Consider the following 11,991-nt stretch of genomic DNA (forward strand, 5'->3'; position numbering starts at 1 on the left):
GTCTTCGAGCTGTGTTTTTGCTGGTCAGAGCGAATAAGAGAAGCTCTCGACCGTGACGGTCCGTGGCGGTCGCGAGCGGGCTGTGGCGTTACTGATGCTGACTTGGTGCTGACTTTGACGACGGGCCGTCAGGTCTGCTGGGTGGTCGGATGCGGGTCGGCTGAAGTCCTCTTGTCTGAAGTATTGACCTTGCGGGAGCGAAGGTCACGTACGCGGGGACTCAGGTGTGCCCGGAAGGTGGGACGGTCCGCGATGCGGACGGGGCCCGCGTGGCCGACGTGGCGGTGACGGGGGAGGCTCAGATGATCCCGGTAGCTCATCGGAACCGAAGCGCTTCCCTTACCGGTCCGGCATGTACATCACCAAATTCTTCGCGGGGCTCGGCATGAACCGGGTACACGACGGCTCGCCCCGGCACCGTCGGGTGGCCGACGTCCTTGACGCGATGCCGGCCGAGCTTCTCACGCCCGCCGATCGGCGCGGCCTGACCCCGCTGTTCTGGTCCCACGTGCGCCCGTACGGCGAGGTCAACCTTGACATGGTCACTCGCCTCAACCTCACCGCGGTCACGGTGCCCAGCCCCCGTAAGGCGGGCGATCAGGAGCCAGCCGGGGAACGTACGGGCGCGTGAGGCTGTCCAGTCCCGTCACCGACGCAGTGCCGGTGACGGGCTACCAGCCAACTTTCCAAAAGAAATTCTGCAAAAATACTTTTGCAGAACCTCTGGGCCGCTCTACCCTCCCGTCATGGTCAGCGAAGAGCAGAAACGCGTACTCGATCCCGAGCGAGATGCAGCAGCCCTAAAGGCCCTCACGCACCCTCTGCGCATCCGGCTGCTCGGGTTGCTGCGGCAGGACGGCCCGGCCACCGCAAGTGAACTCGCGGTCAGGACTGGGGAGTCATCCGCTTCCACCAGCTATCACCTGCGGGTTCTGGCGAAGTACGCGTTCGTTGCCGAGGCCGAGCACCGTGACGGACGGGAGCGCCGCTGGCAGGCGGTGCACTTCGTGACCTCCTGGAGCAACAAGGCAATGGCAGCCGCGCCAGGCAGCCGCGCCTGGGTCAGCCTGTCGCGCAGGGCCCAGATCGAGCACCTGGAAGCATCTCTCGCCCGGCACGAGGCCGACATCGCCGACGGGCGGCTGGGCCAGGAATGGGTGGAGCCGTCCGGAATCAACGACCTGATGCCCCGCCTGACCCCCGAGTCGCTCACCGAACTCTGGGAGGTGCTCGACCGGAAGCTGGAGGAACTGACCACCCGCGATGCACGAGATCCGCGCGCCGCACAGGTCGTGCTCCTCACTGCCGGATTGCCCCTGGCACCGCGCGACCCCGGCGCTGAGGCGGACACCTCTGCCCCTGCAAGGACAGATGCCGAGGACGCGTCATGACCGGGCCGCTGGACATACGCACCGCACGCCGCCGCTACATCACGGTCTGCGTTCTGTTCTGGCTGCCACTGGGACTGAGCATCGCTCCCCTGATCCTGCTGTTCACCGAGCGCGGCATGGCCATGGCGGCCATCGCGGGCTTCTTCGCCGCGCACTCCCTCACCGCCGCCGCACTGGAACTGCCCACCGGAGGACTGTCCGACGTCCTCGGACGCCGCGCTGTTCTGGCCTCTGCCGGCCTGCTGAACCTGGCCGCCTTAACCCTCGTGGGCCTGGGCACTGCTCCCTGGCTGCTCGGCCTAGGCATGGCCCTGATGGGCGCAGGCCGTGCCCTGTCCAGTGGCCCGGCCGAAGCCTGGTACGTCGACACCGTCCAGGCGCACTCCGGCCCCGACGCCGAACTGCGCACCGGGCTGGCCCGCGGCGGCTCCGCGACATCCGCCGCGCTCGCCACCGGAACCCTGCTCGGCGGTGCCCTTCCCTGGCTGCTCGGGCTCGGCCCCGACCTCGGCGCCCGACTCAGCGAGACAACGTCCGGGCTGGTGCTGCCCCTCTCTGTTCCGATGCTGCTGGGCGCAGCGGTCGAGATCGCCTTCGTGCTGTATGTCCTGATCGCTCTGCGGGAGCCGACCCGGCCGGCAGCCACCCTGCCCGACGTACTCCGCAGCATCCCGGCCACCGTCGTGGGCGGACTGCGCCTGGGGGGCCGTGACGCGCTGATCCGCCGGGTGCTCCTCAGCGCAGGGGCCGCCGGCGGCCCCTGGCCGCGATCGAACTGCTCACGCCGGGCCGTGCCGCGGCCCTCACGGGCGCATCGGAGTCGGGGGCGGTGCTTTTTGCCGCACTCGCCTGCGCCGGATTCATCTGCGCGGGTATCGGCAGCCACCTCGCACCGCTGACCGCCCGGCTTGCGGGCAGTGGCGAGCGTGCGGTCATGGTCAGCCTCGGCGCGAGCGCGAGCGGCCTGCTTCTGCTCGGCGCCACCGCAGCGTTCACAGGAGTGGGCTCCATGGTCCTCGCGGCCGTCGGCTACGGCCTGGTCTACCTCGGGCTCGGCGCGGCGGGGCCGAGCGAGAACGACCTCTTGCACCGCCGGGTCGCAAGTTCGGGCCGGGCCACCGCGTTGTCCGTCCAGTCTCTCGCCCTGCAACTGGTGGCAGCTCTCACCGGCTTGATCATTGGTGTCCTTCCGTCAGGCCCGCTGCCCTGGCTGCTGGGAGGCACCGTGCTGCTGGCAGGAGCTCTCCTGTGGATTCACCGCAGCGGGACCACACCCCGGACTCCGGTGGCAACGCCTCAGCCACACACCGTGTCGTCCTCTCCGAGCACCGCTGGCTCCGACCCCCATCAGCAACATGTCGACCAGTAGCGCCGAGACCAACCCGAAGACAGCACAAACGTACGGATGACCGCAAAGGGGCCGAGCATGTTCGCGCACACACGGTTCGTTCGCGCGGCGCTCATCTATCGACCGATTCCTGAGCAAGATCCGAACGCAGCGGTCGGCGGCCGGATCGGCGCCGGATCATGCGCGAGAAACGGTGTCAGAAAGTCAGCGTGCTCAAGAACTCGAACCCCACCGTTTTCTGTACGATCTCGCGGGTGCAGACACCTCCCGAGGACGGCGCCGCCGATCTCCTCGCCCCTGTCCCCGCCGGACGGACGGGCGCCCTCGTGGGGTACGCACGCGTATCGACGAAGGGACAGCTGCTCGACCGGCAGATCCACGCACTCACCGAAGCGGGCTGCATCCGGATCTTCGCCGACAAGCAGTCAGGCAAGAACGCCGAGCGCGAGGAACTGTGGAAGACGCTCGACTACCTCCGCGAAGGAGACACCCTCGTCGTCCCCTCCCTGGACCGGCTCGGCCGCTCCATCCAGGACCTCATCGCCATCGTCTCCGGCCTGCGCAAGCGCGGCGTCGGCTTTACCTCGCTGCACGAGGCGCTCGACACCACCACGCCGGGCGGGCGTCTGGTGTTCCACGTATTCGCCGCCCTCGCGGAGTTCATTCGGGAACTCATCGTGCAGGGCACCAACAAGGGCCTGGACGCCGCCCGCGCCCGCGGCGCCCGGCTGGGCCGTCCGCCGGCCATGACCGAGGAACAGGTGCGTCACGCCCGAGACCTGCTCACCCGCCCGGGGAACACCGTCACGTCCATCGCGAAGCTCCTGGGCGTCAGCAGGAACACGATCTACAAGTACGTGCCCGACCTGAAGGGCGAACGGGTCGCGCTCGCGGAGGCGACAGCCACAGCCGAACTGCCCCGACCTGCGAAGTCGTCGGAGTAGTCCAGCCGTTTGCGGCTGGTGACGATCCTGCTGGCCAATTCAGGTGTGTGTGGCCCGCCTGAAGGGGCCTGCTTGACACCTGGCCGTAGACACCTCGCGATGCCAAGACGTCAAGTTGTCCGGGCCTTAACCGGGGGCGATCGAACAGTCGCGATCACCGGGCGCGAGAATCACGGCATGGTCATGGCACGCCATTTGTATGCCTCTACTCCCGTGGTCGACGGTCTGCCGCTGCTGGCGGAGCCGGAGTTCTGGGCCGCCCACCTGATCGACCTGTACGACGATGCACTGGTGGAGTCCTTCGGTGTTGACCCGGCGGACGTCGAGGGCATGCTGGAGCGCCTGTGTGACAAGGCCGCCTGGCCGATGTTCCGAATTCCGCTGGCGGGCGGACACAGCGTCCTCGTGCACTACAACAGCGGTGAGGAGTACACCTCCACCGACTACTTCATCGCCCACCCCGACTGGCGGACGAATGACCTGGTCCTCGCCAGCACCGACGAGGACCGCATCGGCCCCGGCCTGTGTTGGGCCGAGCTCGCTGCTCTCCTTGACACCCCAGGGGACGGAGAAGGAGTGACCGACCCGCACGCCCGGCTGCTTCTTCTGCTGCCCGTGCTGGGCGACACGAACATCCCGGCCGAAGCCGTCACCCTGGTGAAGGACGCACTCATCGCCCACGGTGCCCCGGACGACTGCGAGCCCCTGGCCCGCCTTCTTCTCCAAGGACACCCGATGTGGGGAGTCGCCCCCTGGTCCTACGACGAGGACGAGCGCGCCTGGATCTGCGCCGGCGAACAAAGTCCCCGCGAAACGCCGCTGGGCGATCACCTCCCTGACACGCAGCGCGCGGCCCTGGAGGACTGCCTCACGCCGGTGGGCAGCTGCTCCGGTCAGGCGGCACTGGCTTCCGGTACCGGCGCGGCCACGGGGAACGCTCGGAATTCGTCATAGTTCTCGCCGTGTTGGAGACAGTGGCTTTATCGAGCAGTAGTGACGTCGCTAGTCGATGAGTTTGGGAGGCACCAGGTCTCTTGCCAGGGCTGTCGGTGGCCAGTTAGATCTCCCCGCCCACGGCCGCCTGACGGGGAACCAAGTGGCCGTGGCTAGACTCACTGTCAGTGACGAACAGGGTCCCCTCATCTGGGTGGGCCCCGATGTCCACGGTTCTTGTGGTGGCGCCGTCGGCCAAGAGGCCTACTTGGGTTTGAGTGCTCTGCTATGCGGCGGGACGGTCGCTCGGACGTTCTTCAGCGGCCGTCACACGGGTCGTCGTCCGCAGACACCGGCTTGGTGTCGGCCGCCAGGCAGGAGGAGTACACCCGCGGCGGCGTGGGCCGCGGCTTCGGTTCCGACGTGGCGCCCACGGCAATGATCGCCCCGGCACCGACGAAGGTAAGCCCTGCCATCGCGGCGAGCCAGGTACCGCGGCTCACCGATCGCCACGGAAGTGGTTACGGAGATCGTCACGGCAGTCGCCCTCGGTGCCGACCTGGACTCGCGAGAAGACCAGCACTCCGTCTTCCTTGCCTTCCTGCTCGGCCTTGGCCCGCTGCGCCTCGATGTCCGCGATGCGCTCGGCGCACTCGGCACTGACGGACTTCTCGGGCTGCGGCTCCGGTGCTGAGGAGGCGTTCAGTGTGGCGGTGGCGGCGAGGCCAGCCGCGCACAGCACCGCCCACGCGGCAACCCACGAGCGGCGGCTCATCCGTATCGGCTTAGGTATCCAGGCATCCTACGAGGGCCGCGGCGGGCTATCGCCGAATCGCGGCTTCCTCGTCGACGAGACCAACGACGGAGCCAGCTGGCATCGCCGACGAGGGCGACGGTGTCCGACCGATCGCGCGTCAGCTTTGGCCGGCTGCCATTCAGCCTCGACCGCTCACCACATGTCGGGGTACGGGCTCATCTGCAGAGCGAAGTACAAGATCACGTACACAGTGCCGACGACCGGGGCGCGGTATGTCAGAGAGTGGTCCGCCAGCGGGGTGCCTCGTCGTCGGGCCGGTGTGGGCTGGCGAAGTGGAAGGGCACGTTGAAGTGTTCTGCCAGGGCGGTGCCGGTTTCCACGGCTTCCTGCGCCTCCGGCCAGGGCGGTACCTGCCTGTTGAGGGCCCGCAGATCCGACCCGTGACGGATCCAGGCCAGGTCGACCTCGTGCTGCGGATCGTCGAGGACGGCGATGAGCACCACGAACCAGCCGTCGGTGTCCCCGTCCCAGACCGCCTCCAGCGCGGCCAAGCGCCCGAGCAACCGACGGATTCTGGCGGCCAGCGTCTCCACATCCCGCGGTAGTGCCGGAGCGCGGTCGATCCGACCGGCCAGCTCCTGATACCGAGCCATCACCGCACGCTGACAGTCGTACAGGCCAGGTCGCGGCGCCGGGGCCTCCTCCAGGGCCTGCACGGCCTCCATCGTGACCCGGATTGCCCGCAGACGGTCATCGCGCAGGACAAGACCGTCCACCCGCTCGCGTACCGACTCCGGCAGCACGTCCCACCATGTCTCCATCCCGGCATTACAACCCTGCGGGGCACTGTCGACCGCACCGGGGCCACCGCCGTCGACACTGTGTACGTGATCTTGCACTTCGCTCTGCAGATGAGCCTGTACCCCGACACCACAGCTGCGGCGACGGCCGTAGGGCCGAGCCCGCGTGGTGGCCTGCCCCGGCACTGCCGTCATTTCTCTTCGACATTCACGAGCCGGCTGATCGACAACTGACTCCGGAACCGGTCGACAATCGCTGTTCCTTGAGATGCACGAAGCCAGAGACAGTGGTAGAGCTGGCCGATCATGCGGTTGAAGAGGTTTCTCTGGGCAGCTGCGCGCCAGTCTCCTTGCTCGCGTCGTCGCCGGTAGTGGGTGTTGGCACCGGCGGAGGCCCGGAGCGAGGCGAAGGCCTAGAGGTAGCCGGCGTGGTTCAGCCGGTCGTTCTTGACCCAGCGTCGGGTGATGGCCGACTTCTTGCCGGAGGCCCTGGTGATGGGTGAGGAGCCGGCGTATGCCTTCAGCCGGCGGGCGCCCTCGATCACGCTGACGCGATCGGCCGGGCCCCGCAGTCCGACCTGCAACCTCCCATCAGCCAATCCCTTCGAGAGAGCTGCACCTACTTCGAGTTATGCGGTGAGGGAGAGGTCGAGGCGGGCGAGGTGCCCGGTCCGGGTGCGGTCGAGCGGGTGGCCGTTCCACCAGGCGTCGAGACGGAGCAGGTTCAGCGCGACCGCGGAGAAGGCGTGTTCGAGGTGTGTCTTGGGCAGGCCGCGGTAGCGAGCGCGTCTCATGCCGGTGACCGCGACGGCCTGGTGGATGGTGCCTTCGATGCCGGCGCGGGTGCCGTACTTGGTGCGCCACTGCTCGCTGATCTGTTCGGCGCGGGCCTGGTCGAGGGCTTCTTGCCGTTCGCGAGGCTGGAGGGAGAGCGAGCGGCCTCCGGTCCTGGAGCGGGTGCACCGGTCGCGGACGGGGCAGGCCTGGCAGGTCTGCTTGTCGAACTTGACGACGATGGCCGGCGCCCCGCGCTGGCTGGCGGGGCTCCACCAGGTGCTGGTGCTTCCGCGCGGGCAGACGGCCTGGCGCTTGTCCCAGTCGATGGTGAAGGCCGTCCGATCGAATCCGGCACCGGCGCGGGCCTGGGGCGAGCTGTTCAACAGCACCGGGGTGACCAGGGCGACGCCGAAGTTGCGTTTCACTGCGACGATGAGTTCGGCCGACGGGTAGCCGGAGTCGAGGAAGTGCTCGGCCGGCAGCAGGTCACGGGCGGCCAGCAGCTGATGGATCGGTTCGGTCATCTCCGCGTCGGTGACCGTGGCGTCGGTGGTGGCGATGTTGGTGATGATCCGGGGCGCGGGTTCGCCGTCGGCCGGGTCAGGTACCGGATCGTCGCAGGTCTCGCTGATGTGGACCTTGTACCCGGTCCACCAGGAGCCTTGCTTGAGGCCGTAGCGTGCGTCGGTGTCGTAGGGAGAGGCGAGGCGGAGTCTCCCGGGCGGGAGATCCTCGCTCTCCCGCCGCTTCACCTCCGTCCCCGCCGCGGTGACGGTGCGGTGGTAGTTCTGCATCCACACCGTGCGCAGAACCCGTAGCGCCGGCAGATCGCGCAGCCACACCGGTGCGGCCGGCGAGCGGACCGCCTCCAGGAGTGCGAATCCGTCCCGGCCGTAGACCAGGGCCATCTCCGCGCGCTTGGCCTTCGAGGCAGGCGGGTGCCACGAGTCGGTTCGCTGCCCGTACCGTTCGGCCCACTCCCGAACCGGCACCGCATCGGCCGGCCAGTCCGGGGCGGCACAGGCCAGAGCCTCCAGCGCGGCCCGCAGCGTCTCCCCGGCCAGCTCCAGCCTGTTCAGAGGGCGTTTATGCAGGCCAAGGCACATACGCGCCTTATACGAGTGTCCCGCTTCATTACGGATAGCCCGATGCGCGAAGAACGTCGCCCGGCAGGGCGGTAGCCTCGCCACCCGTCTCATCCGCTTCTGGGTTCGGAAACCCGTCTGGCGTAGAGATGCAGCAGAACCTCCCAGCCATCAGCGGAACGAGAAGTTCCGGCATGCCCATGCTCAGGCTGTGCTGTGAGTGAGCGCAAGCCGTATCCCAGCGACCTGTCGGACGCCCGATGGGCCCTGATCGAACCGACGTTGACGGCCTGGCGCAATGCCCGTCTCGAACGTCGCCCCACCGGCCAGCCGGCGAAAGTCGACCTGCGCGACGTGTTCAACGCGCTCCTCTACCTCAACCGCACCGGAATCCCCTGGAAATACCTCCCGCACGACTTCCCCGGCCACGGCACCGTCTACTTCTACTACGCCGCCTGGCGCGACGAGGGAATCTTCACCCAGCTCAATTACGACCTCACCGCCCTGGCCCGCGTCAAGGAAGGCCGGAAGCCCGAGCCGACGGCCTCCGTGATCGACACCCAGAGTGTCAAGACCTCCACCAACGTGCCCGTGACCAGCCAGGGAACCGATGCCGCGAAGAAGATCGTGGGCAGGAAGCGAGGCATCCTCACCGACACCATCGGCCTGATCCTCGCCGTGACCGTCACCGCCGCCGGCCTCTCCGAAAACGCCCTGGGGATACGCCTCCTCGACCAGGCGAAAAACACCTATCCAACCATCGCCAAGAGCTGGGTCGACACCGGCTTCAAGAAGACCGTCGTCGAACACGGCGCGAAACTTGGGATCGATGTCGAAGTCGTCGACAAAAACCCAGGAACCCGCGGCTTTCACGTCCTGAAAAGACGTTGGGTGGTGGAGCGGAGCATCGGTTGGATCATGATGCACAGACGACTTGCCCGCGACTACGAGACCCTCGCCGCCAGCTCCGAAGCCATGATCCACATCGCTTCGATCGACAACCTCGCCAAGCGCATAACGGACGAGGTCACGCCAACCTGGCGAGGAACCTACTAGGGCATAAGTGGCAACCCGGTCACATTAAATGCCCTCTCAGGCCAGGGAGCACGTCAAGCCGTCCGTCAATCAGGGGCGCGGCATGCCGTCGAGGACCGCTTGGAACGCGTCGGTGACCGGACAGAGCGCGTTGTCGAGCTCGTCGATGTTGACCGCCGCTGCGCCCGCTGCGGCCCACTGCCGGAGCACCGCGACGTAGGCCGCCTGCACGGCTCCGCCGATCGCGGCCGGAACCGGAGCGCTCGCGTCGAGTCCCGTGCGCTCCTCCACGTAGCCGCTTACCACCTCGGCCCATACGCGCCAATGCGCAGCAGTCTCCGCGACGAGCGCGGCGTCCCGGTCGAGTACCCGGAAGCGATCGAGCCACGAGGTCGGTGCCGCCGCCTCGGACAGCTGTGTCGACCGGACGACCGCCGACCGCACGGCAGCCATCACGGGCGCGTCGTCGGCGTCATGGAGCGCTGATCGCAGTCGTTCGACGGCACGATCGAACTCGCTCCACACGATCCCCGCCTTCGAGCCGAAGTAGCGGAACAGCGTCGAGCGTCCGACGCCGCCCGCGATCATGATGGCTTGCAGTGTCGTTGCCTCATAGCCATCACGGAGCAGGAGTTCGAAGGCGATCTCCGTGAGCGCCTCGCGGGACGAGGCCGGGGGTCGTCCGCGGCGAGGACGGGAGGTAGTCATCATCCGAGCGTAGGGCAGGGTATTTTTGGGACTGGGTACCATTATAGATTCAGTGGTCGGTCACACACCGGCCATCCGCCGGGAGAAAAGTGCTGAAGGAGCGAATGATGCGCGCATGGCAGTTCACCGAAGTCGGAGCACCCCTCACGCTGAACGAGGTGCCGACGCCGACGCCGGCCGCGGACGAACTCGTGGTGCATGTCCGCGCCGCTGGGCTCTGCCACAGCGACATCGGGTTCCTCGACGGCACACTGACGCCGCTGCTGCCGTTCCGTCCGATCACGCTCGGCCATGAGATCGCGGGCGTCGTCTCCGCCGTGGGATCCGACGTCACCCAGTTCACCGTCGGTCAGAAGGTCGTCATCCCCGCGGCCATCGAAGGACCGGGCACCTCGAAGAACGGCGGGTTTGCGGACGAGGTTGTCGTCCTCGAACGACTCGTCGTCCCCCTGCCCGAGGGAGTGCCGTTCGACCAGGCGGCAGCTGCCACGGACGCAGGTCTCACCTCGTACCATGCGGTCTCGGTGCAGGGAAAGGTCACTGCTGGCTCCCGGGTCGGGATCATCGGCCTCGGCGGGCTCGGCTCACTCGGCGCGCAGGCTGCGCGCGCACTTGGCGCGACGTTGTTCGTCGCCGAGAAGAACGAACGCGTTCACGACTTCGCACGCTCGCTCGGCGCTGAGAGGGTCGCGAACGACATCACCGACTTCGCCGGCGAGGACCTCGACGTGGTCATCGACTTCGCCGGCTTCGGAACGACCACCGACGGCGCGATCCGCTCCGTTCGCCGGGGCGGCCGGATCGTCCAGGTGGGCCTCGGCCTCGCCCGAGCCGAGATTGACCTGCAGGCACTCACCCTCAACGAGGTCGAACTTGTCGGCTCGCAGGCCGGAACGAAGGAGGACTGCGCGGCGGTGCTGGACCTCGTCGCCGAAGGAAAGCTGTCCTCGCGCATCACCGAAATCGGGTTTGAGGAGATCGCCGACGGGATCGGCCGGCTCGAGCGCGGCGAAGTCATCGGGCGGCTGGTTGCCACGTTCGGATGACATAAAACAGCGTGACTGGCGCTGTCACAGTATTGGGTGCGTAAGTTTCTGACGGCCCGCCGGGGCTTGAGCGCCGGCCCGAAACCCCGGCCCCACCACGCCCCGACGCGCCGTCAGAGACCCACGTAATCAACAACGTGACAGTGCGCCCCTGGAGCGCTTCGGTGAGGTCGGCAAACGGTTGGCTGGGCGTTGTCACGTTGGTTGACCGGGTGGGATGATCTTCGGGTTGATCAGGCTGCGAGGGGTCGTCTGTGGACAGCGCACCGTCGTACAGGGGGCACCGGTACCCGGTCGAGATCATTGCCCACTGCGTGTGGTTGTACTTCCGCTTCCCGCTGTCGTTCCGCGAGGTGGAGGAGCTGATGCTTCAGCGTGGTGTGCTCGTCTCGTATGAGACGGTGCGGCGCTGGTGTGGGAAGTTCGGCCAGGCCTACGCAAACGGACTACGCAGTCGCCGGCCCCGGCCCCGGCCCCGGCGACACATGGCACCTGAACGAGGTCTTCATCAAGGTCAACGGTGAGCTGAAGTACCTGTGGCGGGCCGTCGACGCCGACGGCAACGTGCTGGACATCCTCGTGCAGAACCGGCGGGACACCGCCGCGGCCAGGCGGTTCTTCCGCCGCCTGATACAGAAGACCTGTTCGGTGCCCCGGGTGGTCGTCACCGACAAGCTCCGCTCCTACGGCGCCGTCCATCGCGAGGTCATGCCCTCCGTCGAGCACCGCAGTTCGAAGTACCTCAACAACCGGGCGGAGAACAGTCACCAGCCCACGCGGCAGCGTGAACGCGCTATGAAGGGCTTCCGCTCTGTCGGCGGGGCACAGCGATTCCTGTCCGCGTTCAGCGGCATCTCACCCCACTTCCGGCCCCGACGCCACCTGATGACAGCCTCCGGCTACCGAGCTGAGATGACCGTCCGCTTCGCCATCTGGGACCAGATCACCGACGCCGGCCGGCCCACCACGGCCTGAACACAGGCCCGAGCCGCAAGCCCCCACGCCCCGACACACCTTCAGGCAACGACCCACCCGACAACGTGACAGCGCCGCCGGTACTCAAGCCCCTCATCAGCGGTCTGGCGATGCCTTCGGTCCCGGTGACACCACCCCCGGATCATGAACGACAAGGGGGGAGGTCATGCCGGGCCCGAAGGCCGGAGGCCC

At 67.6% G+C, this 11,991-nt stretch carries 10 protein-coding genes and 3 pseudogenes; 8 read left to right on the plus strand and 5 right to left on the minus strand.

Annotated elements, in window-relative coordinates:
• Positions 1-352: 352 nt before the first annotated feature.
• From ACTWJ9_RS30145 to ACTWJ9_RS30165, 5 genes and pseudogenes are all read left to right on the plus strand, one after another.
• Entirely contained in the window at positions 353-631 is a 279-nt protein-coding gene (locus ACTWJ9_RS30145) for a hypothetical protein (protein ID WP_279337437.1), read from the plus strand.
• Between the two features lie 115 nt (positions 632-746).
• Positions 747-1,391: a helix-turn-helix domain-containing protein gene (locus ACTWJ9_RS30150; RefSeq protein ID WP_387036988.1), complete on the plus strand. Its 645-nt coding sequence runs from the start codon at positions 747-749 to the stop codon at positions 1,389-1,391.
• Positions 1,388-2,760 (plus strand): annotated as a pseudogene (locus tag ACTWJ9_RS30155) (MFS transporter). The gene ACTWJ9_RS30150 and the pseudogene ACTWJ9_RS30155 overlap by 4 nt, the downstream one beginning before the upstream one ends.
• Positions 2,761-2,993: 233 nt before the next feature.
• The gene (locus ACTWJ9_RS30160; RefSeq protein WP_341483704.1) at positions 2,994-3,683 is read left to right on the plus strand and encodes a recombinase family protein; all 690 of its coding nucleotides are present in this window, start codon (positions 2,994-2,996) and stop codon (positions 3,681-3,683) included.
• 177 nt (positions 3,684-3,860) lie between these two features.
• Entirely contained in the window at positions 3,861-4,637 is a 777-nt protein-coding gene (locus tag ACTWJ9_RS30165; protein WP_279337440.1) for a hypothetical protein, read from the plus strand.
• A 478-nt stretch (positions 4,638-5,115) separates the two neighbouring features.
• Here the strand turns inward: ACTWJ9_RS30165 and ACTWJ9_RS30170 are convergent, their stop codons facing one another.
• The 4 genes and pseudogenes from ACTWJ9_RS30170 to ACTWJ9_RS30185 all read right to left on the minus strand — a co-directional run bounded on the left by ACTWJ9_RS30170 (position 5,116) and on the right by ACTWJ9_RS30185 (position 8,056).
• The gene (locus tag ACTWJ9_RS30170) at positions 5,116-5,391 is read right to left on the minus strand and encodes a hypothetical protein (protein ID WP_387036986.1); all 276 of its coding nucleotides are present in this window, start codon (positions 5,389-5,391) and stop codon (positions 5,116-5,118) included.
• Positions 5,392-5,648: 257 nt separating this feature from the next.
• Complete coding sequence (locus ACTWJ9_RS30175; protein ID WP_279337443.1) at positions 5,649-6,194, minus strand: hypothetical protein; 546 nt, start codon at positions 6,192-6,194, stop codon at positions 5,649-5,651.
• A 170-nt stretch (positions 6,195-6,364) separates the two neighbouring features.
• A pseudogene (locus tag ACTWJ9_RS30180) lies at positions 6,365-6,706 on the minus strand (hypothetical protein); the annotation flags it as partial.
• A gap of 96 nt (positions 6,707-6,802) precedes the next feature.
• Complete coding sequence (locus ACTWJ9_RS30185) at positions 6,803-8,056, minus strand: transposase (protein WP_279337444.1); 1,254 nt, start codon at positions 8,054-8,056, stop codon at positions 6,803-6,805.
• Positions 8,057-8,251: 195 nt separating this feature from the next.
• Here ACTWJ9_RS30185 and ACTWJ9_RS30190 point away from each other — a divergent pair, with 195 nt between their 5' ends.
• Positions 8,252-9,091, plus strand: a complete 840-nt coding sequence (locus tag ACTWJ9_RS30190) for an IS5 family transposase (RefSeq protein ID WP_279337445.1) — start codon at positions 8,252-8,254, stop codon at positions 9,089-9,091.
• Between the two features lie 69 nt (positions 9,092-9,160).
• Here ACTWJ9_RS30190 and ACTWJ9_RS30195 read toward each other — a convergent pair whose 3' ends face one another.
• The gene (locus tag ACTWJ9_RS30195; RefSeq protein ID WP_443294971.1) at positions 9,161-9,820 is read right to left on the minus strand and encodes an acyl-CoA-like ligand-binding transcription factor; all 660 of its coding nucleotides are present in this window, start codon (positions 9,818-9,820) and stop codon (positions 9,161-9,163) included.
• Between the two features lie 47 nt (positions 9,821-9,867).
• Between ACTWJ9_RS30195 and ACTWJ9_RS30200 the strand changes: the two genes are divergently transcribed.
• On the plus strand, positions 9,868-10,824 hold the full coding sequence (locus ACTWJ9_RS30200) for a zinc-binding dehydrogenase (RefSeq protein ID WP_443294972.1): 957 nt from the start codon (positions 9,868-9,870) through the stop codon (positions 10,822-10,824).
• Positions 10,825-11,078: 254 nt separating this feature from the next.
• Positions 11,079-11,799 (plus strand): annotated as a pseudogene (locus tag ACTWJ9_RS30205) (IS6 family transposase).
• Positions 11,800-11,991: the final 192 nt, after the last annotated feature.

Source organism: Streptomyces sp. GDS52 (genome assembly GCF_052246875.1).
Taxonomy (GTDB): domain Bacteria; phylum Actinomycetota; class Actinomycetes; order Streptomycetales; family Streptomycetaceae; genus Streptomyces; species Streptomyces cathayae.